Annotated in this window: 14 protein-coding genes, 1 other RNA gene and 1 pseudogene; 12 read left to right on the top strand and 4 right to left on the bottom strand. The window is 58.7% G+C overall.

Going from position 1 to position 20,412, the window contains the following annotated elements:
• The first annotated feature begins 65 nt into the window (after window positions 1-65).
• The 4 genes from qrcC to ACZ5K9_RS12815 all read left to right on the top strand — a co-directional run bounded on the left by qrcC (window position 66) and on the right by ACZ5K9_RS12815 (window position 3,639).
• Window positions 66-827: a menaquinone reductase iron-sulfur cluster-binding subunit QrcC gene (gene qrcC / locus ACZ5K9_RS12830; RefSeq protein WP_464271726.1), complete on the top strand. Its 762-nt coding sequence runs from the start codon at window positions 66-68 to the stop codon at window positions 825-827.
• Between the two features lie 37 nt (window positions 828-864).
• The gene (gene qrcD / locus ACZ5K9_RS12825) at window positions 865-2,106 is read left to right on the top strand and encodes a menaquinone reductase integral membrane subunit QrcD (RefSeq protein ID WP_464271725.1); all 1,242 of its coding nucleotides are present in this window, start codon (window positions 865-867) and stop codon (window positions 2,104-2,106) included.
• Window positions 2,107-2,379: 273 nt separating this feature from the next.
• Window positions 2,380-3,168: a hypothetical protein gene (locus tag ACZ5K9_RS12820; protein WP_464271724.1), complete on the top strand. Its 789-nt coding sequence runs from the start codon at window positions 2,380-2,382 to the stop codon at window positions 3,166-3,168.
• A gap of 24 nt (window positions 3,169-3,192) precedes the next feature.
• Window positions 3,193-3,639: a hypothetical protein gene (locus tag ACZ5K9_RS12815; RefSeq protein WP_464271723.1), complete on the top strand. Its 447-nt coding sequence runs from the start codon at window positions 3,193-3,195 to the stop codon at window positions 3,637-3,639.
• Between the two features lie 140 nt (window positions 3,640-3,779).
• Here the strand turns inward: ACZ5K9_RS12815 and nadB are convergent, their stop codons facing one another.
• Window positions 3,780-5,459 carry an L-aspartate oxidase gene (gene nadB / locus ACZ5K9_RS12810; protein ID WP_464271722.1) on the bottom strand — a complete coding sequence of 560 codons (1,680 nt, stop codon included), beginning with the start codon at window positions 5,457-5,459 and terminating at the stop codon, window positions 3,780-3,782.
• A gap of 207 nt (window positions 5,460-5,666) precedes the next feature.
• On the opposite strand from nadB, the gene ACZ5K9_RS12805 reads away from it, so the two are divergent.
• The 3 genes from ACZ5K9_RS12805 to ffs all read left to right on the top strand — a co-directional run bounded on the left by ACZ5K9_RS12805 (window position 5,667) and on the right by ffs (window position 7,712).
• A complete protein-coding gene (locus ACZ5K9_RS12805) occupies window positions 5,667-6,335 on the top strand; it encodes an HAD family hydrolase (RefSeq protein WP_464271721.1) in 669 nt (222 codons plus the stop codon).
• A 13-nt stretch (window positions 6,336-6,348) separates the two neighbouring features.
• The gene (locus tag ACZ5K9_RS12800; RefSeq protein WP_464271720.1) at window positions 6,349-7,089 is read left to right on the top strand and encodes a hypothetical protein; all 741 of its coding nucleotides are present in this window, start codon (window positions 6,349-6,351) and stop codon (window positions 7,087-7,089) included.
• Between the two features lie 366 nt (window positions 7,090-7,455).
• An RNA gene (ffs, locus tag ACZ5K9_RS12795) (signal recognition particle sRNA large type) lies at window positions 7,456-7,712 on the top strand.
• A gap of 48 nt (window positions 7,713-7,760) precedes the next feature.
• Here the strand turns inward: ffs and ACZ5K9_RS12790 are convergent.
• The gene (locus ACZ5K9_RS12790) at window positions 7,761-8,213 is read right to left on the bottom strand and encodes a hypothetical protein (RefSeq protein ID WP_464271719.1); all 453 of its coding nucleotides are present in this window, start codon (window positions 8,211-8,213) and stop codon (window positions 7,761-7,763) included.
• Between the two features lie 127 nt (window positions 8,214-8,340).
• On the opposite strand from ACZ5K9_RS12790, the gene ACZ5K9_RS12785 reads away from it, so the two are divergent.
• From ACZ5K9_RS12785 to ACZ5K9_RS12765, 5 genes and pseudogenes are all read left to right on the top strand, one after another.
• Window positions 8,341-9,987, top strand: coding sequence for a BPL-N domain-containing protein (locus ACZ5K9_RS12785; protein WP_464271718.1), 1,647 nt, complete (start codon window positions 8,341-8,343; stop codon window positions 9,985-9,987).
• Window positions 9,987-12,770: a bifunctional [glutamate--ammonia ligase]-adenylyl-L-tyrosine phosphorylase/[glutamate--ammonia-ligase] adenylyltransferase gene (glnE, locus tag ACZ5K9_RS12780; protein WP_464273973.1), complete on the top strand. Its 2,784-nt coding sequence runs from the start codon at window positions 9,987-9,989 to the stop codon at window positions 12,768-12,770. Before ACZ5K9_RS12785 ends, glnE begins: the two co-directional genes overlap by 1 nt.
• Window positions 12,771-13,296: 526 nt before the next feature.
• Window positions 13,297-14,427, top strand: coding sequence for a class II glutamine amidotransferase domain-containing protein (locus tag ACZ5K9_RS12775; protein ID WP_464271717.1), 1,131 nt, complete (start codon window positions 13,297-13,299; stop codon window positions 14,425-14,427).
• On the top strand, window positions 14,391-16,025 hold the full coding sequence (locus tag ACZ5K9_RS12770; protein WP_464271716.1) for a glutamate synthase-related protein: 1,635 nt from the start codon (window positions 14,391-14,393) through the stop codon (window positions 16,023-16,025). The genes ACZ5K9_RS12775 and ACZ5K9_RS12770 overlap by 37 nt, the downstream gene beginning before the upstream one ends.
• Before the next feature lie 28 nt (window positions 16,026-16,053).
• Window positions 16,054-18,392, top strand: a pseudogene (locus ACZ5K9_RS12765) (FAD-dependent oxidoreductase).
• A 258-nt stretch (window positions 18,393-18,650) separates the two neighbouring features.
• Here ACZ5K9_RS12765 and murI read toward each other — a convergent pair.
• On the bottom strand, window positions 18,651-19,463 hold the full coding sequence (murI, locus tag ACZ5K9_RS12760) for a glutamate racemase (protein WP_464271715.1): 813 nt from the start codon (window positions 19,461-19,463) through the stop codon (window positions 18,651-18,653).
• Between the two features lie 24 nt (window positions 19,464-19,487).
• A complete protein-coding gene (locus ACZ5K9_RS12755) occupies window positions 19,488-20,300 on the bottom strand; it encodes a hypothetical protein (protein WP_464271714.1) in 813 nt (270 codons plus the stop codon).
• Window positions 20,301-20,412: the final 112 nt, after the last annotated feature.

The raw sequence follows: 20,412 nt of genomic DNA, 5'->3' as shown, positions 1-20,412 counted from the left end.
TGCATCCGCCGCGGCGGGACAATTCAGGCGGCTCGAAGTCGTCAGCCTAACAGAGGATGTCACCCATGAGTGGAAACGCACATTCGGAGCATGCGGAAAGCAAGGTCCGTTACGGTATGGTCATTGACCTGGACAAGTGCACGGGCTGTGGGGCTTGCTCGGTCGCGTGCCAGCAGGAAAACAACATTTCCTTTCGGCCCGATGAAAGCGACAAGCTGCGCACCTTGTCTTGGATGACCCTGTATCGGCTGGAAAACGGCGCGGATTATCCCGATTATCGGGCTGCGATGCTGCCTCGGCCGTGTATGCACTGTGATTCGCCCCATCATTCCCCCTGCACTTTTGTGTGCCCGGTGAACGCCACCATCCGCGATGAGCTCACAGGGATCGTGGACCACGTGGCCGTGCGGTGCATCGGCTGTCGGTATTGCATGGTGGCCTGCCCGTATCACGCCCGGTCTTTTAACTGGTGGGATCCCAAATGGCCGAAATCCATGGAAGCCATGTTGACGCCGGAGGTGAGCCCACGGATGCGCGGTGTGGTGGAAAAATGCACCTTCTGCCATCACCGCCTCAATCTTGCTCGGGACCGGGCACGATTGAACGGGGAAGATCCCGATAGCGTCGTCTACACCCCGGCATGCGTGGAAGCCTGCCCGACACACGCCATCACTTTCGGCAATCTGAAAGATCCCAACAGCGAAGTGGCCAAACTGGCCAAGGACCCAAGGGCTTTCAGAATACTGGAAAAGCTGCGCACGGAGCCCAAGGTTTACTACCTGAGTTCTGCGCAGTGGATACGACGTCAATCGGACAACGGCCTGTGATCACCGGAGCACCCCTAGACTTTTTCAGGAGTCCATCATGGATAAGGCATTGATCCCGGAAGGTGTGAAACGTTGCCCGCTGCCGGTTTTCAGCCTTTGGATGCTTTTTCTATTCGCCGTGATCGGCTGGGGCATTTACGCCGGTCTCACCGTGCTCATCAAAGGGCTGAACGTCACCGGCTTGAACAACTACTTCGGGTTCGGCCTTTACATCACGGTCGACCTGGGTATCATCGCCCTGGGTGCCGGCGCGTTCTTCTCCGGCTTTATGTATTACGGGCTGTCCCGATTTTTCCCAAGGCTCAAGGAACTTCACAAGATCATCAACCTCGCCGTCATCGTGGGATTTTGCTGCTATACCGGGGCGCTCCTGGTCCTCTTGCTGGAAATCGGGCAACCGCTGCGAGGCTGGTTCGGCTATTGGCACGCCAACGTTCATTCCATGCTGACGGAAGTCATTTTTTGTATTTCCTGTTACGCCATTGTTCTTGTCATCGAGTTTGTGCCCATCATCCTGGAAAACCGTAAACTGGACGCCATCAAACCCTTGCATGTGTTTGGACATAACCTCCATGAAATCATGGCGGTCTTCGCCATGACCGGCACTTTTTTGAGTTTCTTCCATCAAGGATCGCTGGGCGGAGTCCCCGGCGTCATGTTTGCCCGACCCTTTGCGTACCGCACCGGGTTCTTTATCTGGCCGTGGACGTTTTTCCTGTTCACCCTGTCGGCCATGGCGTGCGGCCCGGCTTTTACGGCCATCATCTGCCGGATCATCGAAAAGGTGAGTCGAAAAACCTTGGTGGATCGCAGCGTCTATGAACTCATTGCCAAGATCACCGGCGCCCTGCTTCTGGTCTATTTCATCTTTAAGAGTCTGGACACGTTGTATTGGGCTTTGGATACGGCCCCGGGATTCGGGCAAAAGCTCAGTGACTTCTATCGAGCCCCTTACGGTATGTGGCTTCTCTTTGCGGAGCTTGGATTGTGCGGCGTCGTCCCCATTGTCCTGCTGCTGACGCCTCAAACCCGCAAATCCAACGGTCTGCTGTTTTTGGGCTTTTTCCTCAACTGCGCCGGCATCGTCATCAATCGGTTCGCCATGACCGTTGAAACCCTGGCAATCCCCGTGATGCCTTTCGATCAGTGGGCGGTCTACATCCCGACGTGGGCCGAATGGGCCCCGTGTATCGCCATGTTAGCCTACGGGGCCGTCATCGTCTCGCTCTCCTATCGGTATTTACCCCTTTTCCCGAGAGAAAAGGAATTGAACCCCTGAAATCCGCCGGCTGAGTCAGGGCTCGCCGAGGGTTCTCAGAGCAGGCACGCCGCCGGAAAACACACATCCATGAGGCGCTCCGCTGATGGCCGGGAGGCCGATCCTCCGGCGTCGACGAGTGCACGCCAGAGTTTAAAAGCCAGGGAGCCGGGCCGCGGTTGGCCCCGCTCCCTGGACCTTTTTTCCGCCGCCTTTGGGTTTGACACGCCTTGTTCCCGGTGTTACTTTTCGACGTCCGGATCCATTCTATGACGGCTGAGGCGATAGTTTCCCATGCGCACGGAAAAACCCAGGTTACTGGACTTTTTTGAGAGCAACCACCATCTGAAATTGGTTCTTTCCCTGACGGTGCTGTTTCTCCTGATCCTTGAAACGCTGATCTATCTGACGGCGGCGAGCCAAGCGGGGCAACGCACGCGGTTGATCATCACGAACACGGAAGGGCAGAAGGTTTACGAGACGACGGGCAGCACCCTGTCCAGCTACGAAAAGATGGTCTTCGAGAGCACTTTTGGGCCTCTAGACCGCTACCGCATGCATCTCCAAAGCGAGGAACGACCTTTCCCGTTTCGCGCATGGCTTTCCGCCGCGGTGGGCGTCCCGGTGGGACTGATCTTGATCATCGCCTTCGCCATCAAGGCCTTCCTGAATCTCCTCTACGGAGATCCAGAGCACTCTCCCCAGCAGGGATCCGGCACGGTTCCTCCCGAAGGCCGCTTGGGGTCCTTGTTCGAACTGTTCAAAGGGATCTCCGTCTTTCACGTGGGGGTGCTGGTGGTCGTGGGTGTCATCCTGTTTTGGATGGTGCCCAATCTGCTCGGCGACTTCGGCCGTGTGGCTTGGACCTTTCTGAGCGAATACAAACTCTTGGTCTTTGGAGGCGCGTTATTCCTGGCCGGCGTCTTGATCTGGGTCATTTATCTGCGGTATCGACTGTCAAAGCAAGTTCTCCAAAATCAGGTGGAAATCGAAAAACTCAGGCTCGAATATCACCGCACGTGTGAAGACAGGCCTCTGGAACTCTTGACGGCCTCGCAAACCGAACCCCGCTCCGACGCCTAAGGCTTTACGGGAAAGGATCCGTCCATGTTCTTCAGCCGCATTTTCAAGAAAAAAAAGCAAGAGCCCGAAGAGAAAAAGCCCGACATCAACCAGGGCATTTTCTATCTTTACCTCATTATCGGTCTTCAGGTTCTTTTTGTGTTCGGCCTGATGGCCGTGATCATCACCCTGGGGAAAGTGCTGGCGACCCCTCTGTGGGTCTTCCTTTTCAGCCTGGGGGTGGGCGTGACGGCATGCTACTACATTTACAAAAAGGCCCAGCGGCAATTCCGCAAAATGCGTGAAGCTTTGAAGCGCGTGGATTTATCGGACCGCAATTACGAAATCAGCTTCATGGGCGGAATGCTCACCATGAAGGTGGAACATAACCCGCGTAAACTCCTCGAGGACCACTCCAACGGGGTCGTGGACGCCGAAACCCTGGACGCCGCGACAGCCATTCCCCCGAAAATCGCCGGCCTGTCTCGATAGGGGGCCGCCCTCGGAAGGCCTGATCCTTTGGCTGGTTATAGACCGTAATCCCTTGGAGGGACGTCCATTTGGAGGTCCCTTTTCTTTGTGCCTCCGGAAAGGATCTCTCCGCGAAAACGTCACGCGGCCCGTGATCGGTCTTAGGAATCCTGAGTCGCAATCCTCGAAAGGCTCCTGGCCGGTAAGGTGGGTTCCTTCCACTTGGTCAACACTGTATCTTTGCGCCAGTTGAGATCGTCCTTGTGCGGATGATCCACGTTGTAATGCAGTCCCCGGCTTTCTTTTCGTGAAATGGCGCACCGCACGATCAGTTCCGCCACGAGGGCCAGGTTCTGTAATTCCACCAAATCCGGATGCAAGGGGATGTGCGGCAGGTGTTCTTTGATTTCCATCCGCACCTGGGCGATGTGAAGGCTCGCCAGGTGGAGCCGTTTGTCTGTGCGCACAATGCCCACATAGTTCCACATGAGCCGCCGGATGACATCCCAGTTGTGGGAGATGAGGATCATTTCGCTCTGGGCGCCGTTGCCGGCCGACGTCTCGATGCTCACCTCGGGCACCTGAGGAAAATTCCTCTTCTGCCATCGGGGAAGATTTTCCGAGCCATGCACCGCTGCCCGGTGAGAAAACACGGCCGCCTCTAATAAGGAATTGCTGGCGAGCCGGTTGGCGCCATGCAACCCCGTGCAGGCACACTCGCCGATGGCGTACAGATTTTCAATGGACGTTTGCCCCCAAACGTCCGTCACGATGCCCCCGCACATGTAGTGCGCCGCCGGGACCACCGGTATGGGATCCTTGGTGATGTCGATCCCCAAGCTGAGGCATTTCTTGTAAATGTTCGGGAATCTTTCTTTGAGAAAATCCGCATCCCGATGGCTGATATCGAGATAGACACAATCGTCGCCCGTGCGTTTCATTTCCGTATCAATGGCCCGGGCCACCACATCCCGAAAGGCCAGATCTTTGAGTGGATGATATTTCTCCATGAAGGCACGGCCGCGTTTGTCGATGAGACGGCCTCCTTCGCCACGCACGGCTTCAGAGATGAGAAAGTTTTTGGCATGGGGATGATAAAGGCACGTGGGATGAAACTGGACGAACTCCAGATTAGCCAAAGCCGCTCCGGCCCGATAGGCCATGGCCAAGCCGTCGCCTGTCGCCACGTCGGGATTGCTCGTGTACAGATAAACTTTTCCGGCTCCGCCCGTGCACAGCAGCGTGGCATGAGCCATAAAGGTATGAATCTCTCCGGTCTTCTCGTCCAAAACACATGCCCCCCAACAGCATTGCTTTTGCTTTACGGCCACGGACCCCACCCGGACGGCCTGATGATCGATAATGAGATCCAAGGCGAGATGGTTTTCGAATATGGCCACGTTAGGGTGACTTTCCACGGCCTCCACCAGCACCCGTTCGATGGCCTGTCCGGTCATGTCCTCGGCATGGACAATGCGGTTACGGCTGTGCCCCCCTTCCCGCCCCAGGTCAAACAGGCAATTGGACGAACGACCTCGAGAAAAAGGCACACCGATTTGGGCCAGTTCCTGGATCCGCTCCGGAGCCGACCGCACCACCAGCTCCACCACTTCGGGCTTGCACAAGCCGTCCCCGGATTTCAACGTATCCTCAATGTGTAACTGAAAAGAATCGTCCGGCCCCATAGCGGAAGCGATGCCGCCCTGGGCGTAGTTGGTGCTGGTCTCCAGTTTGTCTTTCTTGGTGACAATGGCCACCGTCGCGTCCCGGGCCACCTTTAAGGCAAAGGTCAAGCCCGCAATTCCACTCCCAATGACAAGAAAATCAAAGCGATGTTCCATGGAAGGTCCTTTTTCTAAAGAATCTTTCGGCGGCTCGAATGTACTCCCATTCCCCTCACACGTCCGCTTAGGAGCGGCCAAGAGCGTGCCTTCTTGACAGCCGAGACTCTAGTGCATTAGACAAAGACTGTAAAGTATCGGAACATCAAACACTTTTTTTAACACCGGGACCCCATGAATCATATCGCACCAAGACGCGCTCGAGAAATGTGTCGCCGTGAGCCTCTCTTCCCTGTGGGACTCCCTTCCGTGGTGGTGTTTGACTGCGACGGAGTGCTCTTCGATTCCCGCGAGGCGAACATCCGCTTTTACAACTTTGTCATGGAACGGTTCAAGAAACCGCCCTTGAGACCCGATCAAGTGGACTACATCCACATGCATTCCGCCCGGGAATCCTTGGAATATCTCCTCGGAGGCGGTCCGGAATTGGAAGAGGTGTGGGAGTTTTGTCAAAGCTTGGATTTTCGCATCTTTAACCGTTATCTGAGGAAAGAGCCTGGACTGGACGATTTGTTGCGCTATCTGAAACCCCGTTGCCGCGTGGCGCTGGCGACCAATCGCACCGTTTCCACGCGCGACCTTTTGGCTTCCTTTCACTTGGACCACGCCTTCGATCTTGTGGTCACGGCCGCCGATGTGGCCTATCCCAAGCCTCATCCCGAAAGCATGCAAAAGATCCTGAAAACTTTCGGGGCGTTACCTGACCAGGTCCTTTTCGTGGGGGACTCCCAAGTGGACGCGCTCCTTGCGCAAGACACCGGCGTGGTGTTTGCCGCGTATAAGAACCCCTCTCTGGCCGCTCGGATCCACGTGCTCTCCTTTGCGGAACTCCAGGCCGTCCTGGCTCTGTCTTTGGACGGCACATCGCAGGCATGATCTGCCCGATTCCATGGAATCCGTTGAAAAATCAAGGCAGACCGTCTTCCTTGTCGGGACATGTCACCGAGACCTTCAGGGGTTCAACCGTTCCCGCAGGCTGTTGGAGGTCCTTCGCCCCGACGTGGTTTTGGTGGAAGTGAGTCCCTTCGCCGTGCGAATCCGCCAAAAACACGGCAGGTTTTTCCTGAAGCTCTTTCGAAATCACCTGAAAAGGGCGGCGGCGCTGACGAGCATGAGCCCTGCGGCGGCCCTCCGCACGCTCCCCGTACTCTACATCTTGAGGCAACTGACCCTGCCCTTTGAATTCCGCGCCGTCCGTCGATGGAGCGCGGATGCAGGCCGACCTTACTTTTGCGCGGATTTCAGTGAAGCCAGCCGTGTGTTCGTCTTGGATTGGCCGGAAATGGTGTCCCTGAAGAACCTGGAGAACCTTTTGCGCCGTGGACTGGATACGGCGGTTCCCGCTTCCGAAGAATATCGTCGGGCCCGGGCTGCACTGACCGATCCGCCCCTTCGGCGGAACCGTTCGATGTGGGGGAAGGACGACGCCGTGTGGGAAAATCGGGAGCGATGGCTTGAGAAAGCGGTGCGGCGCACGCTCCACGTCCTGCACCCTCACCGGTTGGTCTACCTCGGGGGATGGGCCCACGTGGTCCCCAACGGCGGCAGAAGCCTTCGGGATCGACTGCGGGACCTCAAACCCCGAAGTGTCCTTTTGGAGGACGCCGATCGCCCGACGCCCTTGGAATAAACGGGAAAACCAATGACCTTGGATTCCACACCCACCTGCCCCCTGAGGTGCTTCCCGACACCATCGGCACGCCAACAGCAGCTGTCGCCCCGGTGTCGGCACAAGCACGTCTGAACCTCTCCCTGGGGGGCGCAGGGTCATGTCCCGAACCAAACGCAAAGGGAGGCAATCCCGCAATCAAGGCGCCAAAGCCGTCATGGGCTCCCGCCGATCATTCGACGAAAACCTGAGATGTCCCGAGTTTTCCGGCCTTGGGGCCGCACGAGCTGTTGTGCATTGCCATGGGCCCGTGTTTCTGTTAAAAGGAGATCGTCAGGAAAAACCAAGGCTCGAGCGGCTGCCTCTTGAGACGTGGTGAGCCCTTGGTCGTGCTAGGTGGGGAGCTAGCGGTTCCCTGGACCCGAAATCCGCTCAGCGGGGCTGAATTCCCTTTCGAGGGATCGGCCGAGGTGGCACGATCGGAACTGCATCATCGGTCGGACACCTCGCAACAGACGGATGTGAACCCCGTCAGGTCCGGAAGGAAGCAGCGGTAAGCATTGCGGTCTGTGTCGAGGTTTATTCTGACAGGATGCGGCGGGGAAGACGGGCAGATCTCGGACGGCTCGACAAAGGGTGCACGACCAAGGGTCTTTTTGTGCCGCGCCTAATCCCCCGTTTCCCGTCTTCGGTCATTCGTCCAAAGTGTGGGTCACGATATTGTAATGTTCGGCGAATACCGGCCCTCGCCCTTTGAACATGCCCACGTGGGTGAGGATCCATTCCGCGACCTCCATGCGTTTGTGTTCGGAGAGCCCATTAAAGAAGGAAAACATCGCCGCCTCCGTGGGGGCCTGTTCCATCTGTCGCCAAATATCCGAGGGATCCATGCTTTTCTCCTTGTCCTGTGCCGATAAAGCCTGCATGTGCTCGACCGCTTCCTTGGCCTGCCGAAGGACTCCATCCAGGTCGTTTTTGAGCCCCCGAACGACGTCATCCAGCTCCTGAAAGGATCCGCACCGAAAGACCGCTCCCGAGACTTGGGTTTGAGCGTCCCAGGTGAGGCAATAGATCAGCTGGTTGGGATCCTTGGAGTGTGGCGGAGTCTCCACTTCCAAGCGAATGCATGGACGAGTCGGGATCATGGGTTTTCCTTTCCTTGGAACGAGGATTTTGGGTTCATGTTGTCCTCAAACTAAAGCCTCCTTCAATCCATGACAACCGCCCGCCAAGCTTTTCGTGGCATGGGCTGTTCGCGCATGGAAAAAACTCTTGATCCCAAAGCAGACTTTCCTCAAGCTCGTGGACACTCGCGCCCGAGAGACGTGCGCGCCCGGACAACACGGCGAGGGTCTGGAAACGGCTTCTGCAGGATCTGCTCAAAACGGAACGTCTTCCTGGACGCGAACCAACTTTGAGGGGGAGGAGACCATCTCGGTGCACCACTCTTTCACAGACACTGTCGAACAGGGAGGCCGTTGGGACGGGCCCCCCGTGGCTGTATTCTGGGACCAGTCCCTGGTCTGGGGTCTTTTGTTGGTGGAAGCTCTGGAAGTTATGAACGTCCCGTACCATCTGGTCACCGCCTCCCAGATCCACGGACATATCCTGGCGAATTACCGCATCCTGGTCGTTCCGGGAGGATGGGCGGCCCACAAGGCCCGTGCCCTGGGCGCCCACGGGCTTGAAAACATTAAAGAATTCGTCGCCAATGGGGGCAATTACATTGGGTTCTGCGGCGGGGCGGGACTTGCCCTCGCGGGCGGTTCGTCGCTCAATCTCGTGCCGATCCAAAGAAAAACCCTTTCCCAACGTCTTCCCAACGCCAGTGGAGAAGTGTGGATCGAAGGGAACCCCGAACACCCTTTGTGGCAGGGCCTTCCTCCGAGGATTCCCGTATCCGTATGGTGGCCGTCTCAATTTGCTTGGGATAACGGCATGGGCGTGGAAGCCGTTGCCCGATACTGCGGCTTCGGGGAAGATTTCTGGGTCGCGGATCTGTGTGCCGCCGATGTGGCCGCGTGTGGCGGATCTTGGAAGGAATGGGAAACGGGGTACGGCATCAACCTCGATCCGACGCTGCTGTGCGGGCAGGCGGCGATTTTGGGTTGCCAGGTGGGCAAAGGCTTCGCCGTGCTTTCCTATCCCCACCTCGAATGCCCCAGCGGCTGGGGAAGGCGGCTCTTCCGCCACATTCTTGGGCTTCTTCAGGACGGATATCCCGCCCTCCCCGGTCGGGAAGTGTCACCGGACACGGAGCGAAAATCAGAGAGCGGAAACTGCCCGCACCGCGGCACATCCGTGTGGGCCCACGGTCTGGGCTTGGCAAAGGGGGTGCCTCAGGCGGCAATCGAGGTCGGACCATGCGTCTCCTTTCCCGACCATTCCACGGGGGATCCCCCCAGTGTGCAGGCCTTTCGTGTCCTGCAAGAGGCCTATGAGGACGCGGGCGCTTTGATCACTTTTGGGCAAAGGCACCTTCTGTGGCGCTGGCGGCGCCCGTGGGTGCTCCACTGGCAAAGGGGCGTCCGGGGACTGGAGTATGGTTCTTTGTTTGTGGGCTTGCGTTTCATGGTATCTCATTGGGCTAAGGACCGTCTGGCCTCTGGTCCCACGAAACCTTGGGATGACCTGGCCACAGGCGTCCGTGAGAAAACGCGGACCTTTTGCCAACTTGCCCGAAAGCTGCTCTTGGAGGAAAAGGCAGCGAGTCATCGGGGGCCCATAGGCAAGCTGCAATCCGTCAACCCGTCGGTGGATGCCCTGCGGGAGATCCTTTTCGGCCGAGGCATGAGCCACGCCGGACTTTCGCAACAGGTCTTCGATGCTTTGGATGCCCTGCTCTATCTCACGCTGCAACGCCGCCGGGAGACCCGCCAATTCCCGAAGACCTTTTGGACCGAGGAGGCATACCCGTGATGCCGGTCTCTGCGGGAGAATTCATGTCCAGCGAACTCGAAAAGATCAGTCGAGCTTCCACCTACTTGGCAACGCTCCTCCGGCGTTCTCCACAAGATGCCGAATGGCTTTGGAACCATAAAAATCTCCTTCGCCGTTACGCCGTCCCCGATCTCTACAATGACCTCACCCACACCGTCCAGACCGCTGTTTCCTGGCCCGACGTGCTGAAGGCTTTCCGCCGATTTAAACAAAGACATTTTCTTCGCATCGGTGGACGCGATCTCCTCGGGTTGGCAGACTTGGGGGAAACAACGGCGCAATTGAGCGATCTGGCTCAAGTGGCCCTGGAGGTCGGACTGCGGTGGCTTCGGGATCACCCCCAGTTGTGGGCTCCGTCTTCTGTCGCCGGGCGCATATCCAATGTTTTTGAACGCTATTCGCTGGCGGTGCTCGGTCTGGGAAAGCTGGGCGGCCGGGAACTCAACTATGTCTCCGACGTGGACCTTTTTTTCCTCAGGGAGGACAAGGAAGGTCTCGTTTCCATCGAAGATCCCGAAGAGCTCTATGAAGCCCTGTGCCTCATGTGCCAGAAATTGGTCAGCCTTCTCGCCGATACCGTCGAGGGGGACAGGGTGTTTCACGTGGACCTTCGCCTTCGGCCTCAGGGAAAAGACGGGGAACTGATCCCGCGGCTCGCGGGAGCCGCGTCCTATTATCTGCTCCATGGGCGTGCCTGGGAACGCCAGATGCTTCTGAAGGCGCGACCCGTCGCCGGCGACCGCGCCTTAGGGACGGCATTTTTGCAAGAGGTGCGACCGTTCGTGTTTCGCCGGTTCTTGGATTTTCAGGCCTTGGATGAACTGAAAGGCATGCGCGATCGGATCTTGCAGGAGCTCCGCTCCGAACCGTCGGGAGGCCCTTTTGACGTCAAGCTGGGTGTGGGGGGCATCCGTGAAGTGGAGTTTCTCGTTCAGTCTTTCCAGCTGATTTACGGCGGCCGCATGCCCCAATTGGACGAGCCCAACACCTTGGCGGCCTTGGAAAAATTAAGGTCGCAGAAGCTCTTGCCCTCCGAAGCCGCCGAAGAATTGCACGCCGCCTATGTGTTCCTGCGTCGGGTGGAGCACTGGGTCCAGCTGGACCAAAACCGTCAAACGCAAAAGATCCCGTCTTCTGCGGAAGCCCGCCGAAGGCTTGCGGAAGCCCTTGGCTTCGAAGGCGATTGGGATCGGTTGTCTAGGGTGTTGGCAGCCCATTGCCGAGCCGTCCACAACCATTTCACGGCCCTGTTCCAAAAAAACGGTGCGCTCCGGAACCGGGAAGAAGAAACGGGCCAGGCCGCAGAATCCCGGGCGCTCGGAAAACATGGTCCGCCGTCTCCATTTGTTCACCTTGTTCCTTCCCTTTCGGAGATCGCCAAATCTTTGAGCACCGCCATCCTCGATGCGCTCAAGGACCATGAAGCCCGAATCGATTCCGAGACGGCGACAGCCATGGCAGCGCGCATTGACCGTTATTTGGCCCAAGTGCGCCGACGACCGGGGCTTCTCCATTTTCTGACCGGCCATAAGGGGTTGATCCGCGAAATTTTCTCGGCCCTGTCCCGTTGCGAGTTGGTGGCGGATCTTCTAGGCCGCCAGCCCAGTTTGGTGGAGGCGCTGAGCACGTGGGACAGTCTGGACGTGCCTCATGCCCAGTGGGAACGCTCGGCCGTGGACATTCTCGCCAAAGCCTCGTCTTACGAAGAACGTGTGGAATGGCTGCGAAGGCTGAAAAACGAGCGGTTCCTCCTGCTCACCCTGGCGGACTTGGGGGGCCTCCTACCCCACGGCGCGTTGGAGACCGCCCTGTCGGACCTTGCGGACTTTGTGGTCCGCCGCACTTTGGAGGCCGTCCAGGATGCCGTCGGACTCCCCCCCGACCTCCCAATTGCCGTCATCGCCCTGGGCTCCCTGGGCAGCCGGGAAATGGACTATCTCTCGGACCTGGACCTCATGTTCGTTTATGAACCCAGAGCCGGCGAAAAGAGCGACGAGATCCCTCTCCCTGTAATCCGCATGCTGCAACGCTTTATGCGCATGTTGAGCACGCCTCTTCAGGAAGGCCCCGGCTACAATGTAGATGCGCGCCTACGCCCCACTGGATCCTATGGGCCTCTGGTGGTCACCCGGTCCACGTGGCATGACTACTACGCCCACAAGGCGGACATCTGGGAGATTCAAGCCCTCCTGCGCTTTCGGCCCGTCGCCGGCGATACCCTCCTCGGGCTGGAGCTGCACCGCAGCGTGGGACGTCTCTGCTTTCAGAAGCGGCATCCTGCGGCCGTCTGGCCCCGACTGTGGAGCCTGAGAGGACGCATGGAAGCCGAGCGCACCACAGAAAGAGACGATGCTGTGGATCTCAAGCTGGGCATCGGTGGACTGGCGGATTTGGAGTTTGTGACCCAAGGAATGCAACTGATTCACGGCCACGACGACCCGTCGCTCCGGGAAGGTTCCACAAAGGCGCTGCTGGGGGCTGCCTTGACTCATGTCCCGGACGGCCCCAAGATCTCGGCGGATATGCTCGAGGCCTTCACCTCGCTGAAAAATCTGGAACACCGCCTCCACCTGATGACTCATCGATCGGGATCGCTGCTCAGCAAAGAGCAATTTTCCCGGATGATTCAGCTTTCCTTGTGGCCCCCGCAGGCAGACAGCAGCCGGATCGAAGCCTGGGAAGATCTCGTGGCCGTGCGCCGCCGCGTGCGCCGTCTTTTTCAAAACGTCTGCGCCCAATGGAGCCAAGCGCCCGAACCCTAACCCAATTTTCTCGCCAATCATGGGGAACAGGCCCCGTAGAATCCGTCTTGTTCAGAGATGTGTTGGAAAAAGTGTCGCCGGGTGGGGAAAGGGCGATGATGCGTGTGCCCGAGTATCCCGGGCCGGGGCATGTCGGGGGGACCCCCCCGTGATCGCCCAAATACCGGGCTCCGCCCTAATTCAATGGACCGCACCGATTCGGGGCGGGCACGCGGGGGAGTGCCCGAAAACTATCTTTGGCCGAAGCCGGCATCGATTCCAAATCATGACACAAAGCGAGGGAGCGACGGTGGAAATCGCCCGGATTCAGGATTTTCTTCAGCCCTCCAACGCATGAATTTTTTGTTTGACAGAAATTGTCATTCTTGTCAGTGTGAAGCTCCTTCCAAACAAAGAGGTTTGGATTCCACCATCGAACACCGCAGTTCGAAAAGGCTCTCCGTGTCGGCGGAGAGCCTTTTGTGCCTTGTTTTCCGGACAACGTCGTCCCGATCAATAGGAACAATAGGAAGGAGAATGATCCACCATGTGTCGGCTGTGTGCCATGACCAGCACAGAACCTTTGTCTCCCATGAGGGCTATCGAGGCCTTGGACGTCATGCGCGAGGGCCACGACGGCTCAGGGGTGGGGCTTTTCCTGAGCGACCTTGGAGGGCCGTGGGAAGAACTGGAAGGCGCTCCCATCCTTTCCGGCATTTTCACCAATGACGGTCTGAAACGTTTGGACCGGTTCATGATGGAAATCGGCTTCATGACCAAATACAAGCTGTCCATCAAGATCCCCAAGACACCCCCGCCAGGCGTGCCCAAAAGAGACGTCTACCTCATTCGGGCTTATGAATTGCCCGAGGAGTGGGACTCCCTGTCGGCACCGGAAGTCGAAAACCGGCTCATGAACGTCCGTCTCCAGTTGCGCCAGATGGGCTTGGAAAAGGAGGACATGATCGTCTTCAGCTTCTGGCCCGACTGCATCATGATCAAGGAGATCGGCGACCCCATGACCGTTGCCGAGTATCTGCGGCTGGACCGCAAAGAACTTCATGCCCGGGTGATTTTGGCTCAAGGGCGGCAGAACACCAACTATGCCATCAACCTCTACGCGTGCCATCCCTTTTTCATTCAAGGGATCGCCACCATGACCAACGGGGAGAACACGGCTTTTGTTCCCATCCGTGAGTTCCTCACGTCCCGGGGCTTCCCGGGTTACATGGGGTATCAGTCCGATTCCGAAGTCTTCACGCACATCATGCATTACATGCAGCGCTTTTTGGGACTGGACATCGAATATTACAAGCACATTATCACTCCCTTGCAGGACGAAATTCTCGAAAGGCATCCCAACGGCACCTTCTTGAAACACCTCAAACGGTGCTGCCGCCGCCTGATCATCGACGGCCCCAACTGCGTCATCGGCTGTCTGCCGGACAAGCGCGTCTTTATGGTGCAGGACCGGAAAAAACTACGTCCCGGCGTTGTGGGCGGCAAACCGGGCCTCTATGCCTTTTCCTCGGAAATGTGCGGTCTGGATGCCATGATTCCTGACCGGGATAGGTCCAAGGACATCCAACCCATGCATTTGGATACGGTGATCGTGGGACCCGATCGCCAGGAGGTTCAATTATGCTCTCAGATGGATACATCAGCCCGAGTTCTTTGAGTCTTCGGGATCTCCCGTGGCAGGTGCACTGGAGTCTCGAGAAATGCACCCTATGCGGCCGTTGCACGACGGTGTGCCCAGTGCATGCCATCGAGCTGGGAGTTTTTCGCAAACGCGTGGTGAACACCGCCTTGGGGATCGCTCAAGCGCCGTCCCAAACATTCAAAGTCTTTTATGGGATTCGTCAAAAGACCGACCCCGCCTACGCCTGTATCGGCTGCGGCATGTGTTCCATGGTGTGCCCCAACGATGCCATCATGGCGTATCGTGCCGAAGAGGCGGACAAGCTGCGTTTTCACATCAACCGAGGAGGCCAACCGCGGCGCCGCGGCGGTCGCCGGAACGTCCCGGGAGGTCTCCTGGACCGCATCAAGTTCATCCGCATTTCCATGCTCACCGACCCGGCTTTGGATGCCGGCCGTCATGAATTCGAACTGCGCACCCTTTTGGGACGCGTGTTGCCGCCCGAGGAGAACCTCAAGCTTCTCAAAGAAAACGGCTGGATTCCCCCCGTTCGGGAAATTTACCCCCTTATCATCGGGGGCATGTCCTTCGGGGCCCTTTCCCCCACCATGTGGGAAGGCTTGCAGATGGGCGTCGCTTACCTCAACGAGGAGCTGGGCATGCCCGTGCGGATGTGCACGGGGGAAGGAGGTTGCCCGCCGCGTCTTTTGCGCTCCCGCTTCCTCAAATACGTTATTTTGCAGATCGCCAGTGGGTACTTCGGCTGGGACGAAATCCTCCATGCCATTCCGGAAATGAAGGAAGACCCTTGCGCGGTGGAAATCAAGTACGGCCAGGGGGCGAAGCCCGGGGACGGCGGGCTCCTCATGTGGTACAAAGTCAACAAACTCATTGCCGCCATCCGTGGAGTGCCGCCTGGGGTGAGCCTGCCCAGCCCCCCGACGCACCAGACCAAATACTCCATCGAAGAGGCTGTGGCCAAGATGATCCAATCCATGTCCATGGCCTGGGGCTTCAGGGTTCCCGTATATCCAAAAATTTCAGGAACATCCACGGCCCTTGCCGTGCTGAACAACCTCACCCGAAACCCCTATGCGGCGGGACTGGCCATCGACGGAGAAGACGGCGGCACGGGCGCTGCGTACAACGTGTCCATGGACCACATGGGGCACCCCATCGCCTCCAACATCCGAGACTGTTACCTGACCTTGGTGCGCCTCGGAAAGCAGAATGAAGTGCCACTATTTGCCGGAGGCGGCATCGGCAAGAATGGAAACCTCGCGGCCAACGCCGCAGCGCTCATTATGCTGGGCGCCAGTGGAGTGCAAACCGGCAAGTACATCATGCAGGCGACGGCCGGCTGCCTAGGGTCCGAATCCGACCGGTGCAACGTGTGCAATATCGGGGTCTGTCCCAAAGGCATCACATCCCAAGATCCTCGGTTGTATCGGCGCCTGGATCCCGAAAAGGTGGCGGAGCGCCTCGTGGACGTCTTCCTTGCCTTCGACACGGAACTCAAGAAAATCGTCGCTCCTTTGGGCCGATCCACGTCACTTCCCATCGGCATGTCCGACGCCTTGGGGATCGACGACGCAGCAGCGGCCGAACGACTGCGCATTGCTTACGTGGTCTAGACGACACCGACAATAAAGGGATGGATTTATGCAACGGACGACAGCGCAAGACGCCTACTGGATTTCCGGGCGCGAACAAGGTCGGCGCCTGGAATCGCGCATTTTGGAAGAGCGCCTCCAGCGGGCCGTGGCCCAAGGCCATCGCCGGCTGGAAGTGGAAGCCTTTGGACAGCACGGCATCGGAGGACGGCTGTGGTGCTCCGACGGGAACCCCATTCATGTCACCGTCCACGGCACTTCGGGACAGCGCTTGGGATCCATGGGCTTCCCCAACACGTTCATCGAAGTCCTGGGAGCCGCTTCCGACGACGTGGGCTGGCTGAACGCTGGGGCGGAAATCGTCGTGCACGGCCATGCGGCCAACGGTGTGGCCAACGCCATGGCCCAAGGAAAGATTTTCATCGCCGGCAATATCGGGGCCCGGGGCATGACCATGACCAAACACAACCCGCGTTTTGCCCCGCCGGAACTATGGGTCTTGGGATCCGTGGGCGATTATTTCGCGGAATTCATGGCCGGGGGGATCGCCGTCATCTGCGGCCATGAGCCGGCAAATCCCAGCAATGTGTTGGGTTACCGGCCTTGTGTGGGCATGGTGGGAGGCAAAATCTTTTTCCGAGGTCCCCACGGCGGGTACAGTCAGGCGGACGCCAAGCTCGTGCCTTTGAGCGACGACGACTGGCATTGGCTGGTGAAAAATCTTCAAAACTTTCTGGAAAAAATCAAACGGGTGGATCTTTTCCCATTCTTTGCCCAACGGAGCCAATGGCAACTCTTGGAGGCCCGCAAGCCCCACGAAAAAGCGGCCGTGCCCAGAAAGTCCATGAGCGCCTTTCACCGGGAGGTGTGGGACCGAGAGCTGGGCCCCGGCGGTCTCATCGGCGACCTGACGAATCTGGACCGCAGCCCCATCCCCGTCATTGTCTCCGGAAACCTGCGGCGATACGTGCCCGTGTGGGAAAACAAGAAATACGCCGCACCCTGCGAGGCGTCCTGTCCGACGGGAATTCCGGTGCACGAGAGGTGGCGGCTCATTCGGGAAGGCCGGGTGGACGAAGCCGTGGACATGGCCCTGGCCTATACGCCCTTTCCGGCCACGGTCTGCGGCTATCTGTGCCCGAACCTATGTATGCAATCCTGCACGAGGCACGGGCTGCGCATGGCACCGGTGGACGTCACCCAACTGGGCAAAGCGAGCCTCAAGGCCAAGCTTCCCGATCTGCCGCCGCTGAGCGGCAAACGAATCGCCGTTATCGGCGGGGGGCCTGCGGGACTCTCCGTTGCCTGGCAACTGCGCCGCAAGGGTCATGAAACCGTTCTGTATGACCGAAGCCGTGAGCTGGGCGGTAAGGTGAGCGAGGCGGTCCCCAAGAGTCGGATTCCCGACGAAATCCTGCACGCCGAGCTCGATCGTATCCGCCAGGCTTTGCCCCACGTTCATTTGCAGCAAGAACTGACCCGGGAGGATGTGGAACAGCTCAAGGCGGATTTCGACATGGTCGTCATCGCCGTAGGGGCCCAAAAACCCCGCCTGTTGCCTGTCCCCGGCAAGGAGCGCCTGATCCCGGCCCTGGAGTTTCTTCAAAAGGCGAAGAAGGACGCCGCAGAAGTGGGACCTCGCGTGGTCGTCATCGGCGCCGGTAACGTCGGCTGTGATGCGGCGACGGAAGCCTACCGGCTCGGCGCTGAAAAGGTGACGCTCATCGACATCCAGGAACCGGCTTCCTTCGGCAAGGAACGCGACGCGGCCCAAGCGGCCGGTGCCGAATTCCGATGGCCATGTTTCACCAAGGCCATCACAGCCGAAGGGGTGGAACTCACCACCGGGGAAATCCTACCGGCCGATACGGTCATCATCGCCATCGGGGATCAGCCCGAACTCGGCTTCCTGCCGGAGACCGTCCATACGGAACGAGGATTCATCAAAGTCGATGAATACTACCAGACGAGCGATCCAAAGATTTTTGCCATCGGCGACGCCGTCCGCTTAGGCCTTCTCACCGACGCCATCGGCGCCGGAAGAAAGGCGGCTCAAGCCATCGACGACATCTTGTCCGGGCGCCGGCCGACCCACCCAATCCGACCCATGATCGACCCCAGGCGGGTCAAACTGGAGTATTTTGACCCGCGCCGCCTCCGGTTCCACAGCGTCGACGAGTGTCCGGCGAATGCGCCTCGTGTGGTTCCTGCAGGGACTGCGGGATTTGTGTCGCCATTTGTCCCCAGGCCGCTATTCAGAGGGTGGGCGCCCACAACGGCGGCTTCGAAATGGTCGTGGACCCGGAGCGGTGCATCGGATGCGGATTTTGCGCCGGGGCGTGCCCCTGCGGCATCTGGAACCTGGTGGAAAACGATCCTCTGGAATGACACCCCGGGGCGGGAGGATCCGCTCCTCCCGCACTACTCCTTCATGTGTCCCTGTGCCCTGAGAACCTGCCTGGAAATCCGCTCATCCCCACGATCCGGCATGGCCGGGATCGGCGGCTGTCGGTCCCCGCGGACTCCCAAGAGCCTCCCGCCCCGACGAACCCATCCGGAATCGCGGCCAACGAGCGGCTCGGGACTGTCGGACAAGGGCTTCAGGGATCTCAGAGAGATCCTTAGGACCCTCCCTAAAGAATCCTTTCACCACCTCACCACATGCACGTTGGCCAAGGTGCGCCCCAAAAAGCGCTCCCCAATGGTTTGAAAACGCAAAGGGACATCTGACACGTAAAAGACGTACTCCGGGGGCTTTTCTTCCACCGCGGCCAACCCCGTGGCATGCAGCACTTCCGCCGTTTGATCCGCCATGGCCTCTGCCGAATCCACCAGCTGGACTCCGGGGCCCACCACCTCCTGCAACAATGGTTTGAGCAGGGGATAGTGGGTACAGCCCAGGACCATGGTATCTATGGGATGACAGAGAACGGGTTTGAAGTATTCTTCCGCCGTCAGTCGCGTCACCGGATGGTCCAGCCATCCTTCCTCCACCAAGGGCACGAATAACGGGCACGCCTGTGAAAAGATGCGCACGGAAGGATCGTAGCGGTGAATGGCCCGCGCATAGGCGTTGCTGTTGATGGTGGCCGGCGTGCCGATCACCGCCACGTAACGGGCTCGCGTGACGTGGACGGCATTGCGCGCTCCTGCGTCGATGACGTCCAAGACGGGAATGTGGGACCGTTCTTCCACCACATGCCGAGCCACGGCGGCCATGGTGTTGCAGGCGATGATCAGGAGTTTCACGCCTTGGTTCAGGAGAAAGTCGGTGATTTGCTCGGCAAAGCTGCAAATGGTCTCCACCGATTTCACCCCGTAGGGGACCCTCGCCGTATCCCCGAAATAGATGATGTTCTCAAAGGGGAGCCGCTCCATGAGCGCGCGGACGACGGTGAGCCCCCCTACGCCCGAGTCGAAAACGCCGATGGGTAACTGCTGTGCCGATCGAACCGTCACGAAATCTTCTGCCTTTCTCTATCCTCAGAGTTCCTGATTGACTTCCCATAAAACGCGCCAGACTTTTTCCACCTTCGGCGCCAAACGCCACTCTTCGGGCCGGGTGACGTAGGCTTCAGCCCCCGGCGCGAAACGATAAAAATGCACCGTGCACCCTCGGTATTCCTGATTTTCCCCGTTCCATCGGATGAAGTTGCCCGGAAAAATCCCCGCGATTTTCCAGCCCCCCTTCACGCACCACTGTTGGGTGATGTCATGCCACGTTTCGCAAAATGTGGTGAAGTATTCGGCGCCTGTGCCGGCGGCGACCTTTCGGACGAAACGACGCAGTTCGGCGGTGAGGTTCTTTTGTCGAAAATCCGGAAGAGTGGTCACCAGGGAGTATTCCACCTGGAGGTTTTTCTCATATTTGGTGAGCACCGACCCGCTCACGGCTTCACCGGTTTTCATGTCTTCCAAAACCGCCATGCAATAGACTTTGGAGCCGGCATCCTGTTCCCAGCGTTCCCACAGCGCCACCCACCGGTCATATTCGTCGGGGTCCAACAGGAATTCATGAGGGGAGCCGTAGAGTTCAGGGTAACCGAGACGCCAGAGCCGCGCGGCGGATTCAATGAGATCCTCACGCAGCAGGGTGACGCGATATTTCCCAGGCTCTACCTCCACGGGGCCGAGCTTCGGCCACCTGAGCCGCTTTACGGAAACGGGACGTGTACGACACGTGGTCGCCATGTTCCGATACGGTCGAATGCCTTCCATGGAAACCGCCATGATCTCACCCTCCTGTTCTCTTTCGGCCGTTTCCCGACAGGTTTCCATCCCGGCCTTCCCGTGCATCCCGGCGGGTCTCCCCGCTGTGGGGAGGTCATCGAGAAAATGTTTTCCCGCGCCGAGGTTCCCTCCCCCGAAGCGTTTCGGGCGGATCGGCTCCGGCGGACCAAGGCGATCT

The sequence above is a fragment of the Desulfosoma profundi genome, from assembly GCF_055387865.1.
Note: the sequence above shows the minus strand (reverse complement) of the source record. Positions and strands in the feature narration are given on the sequence as shown.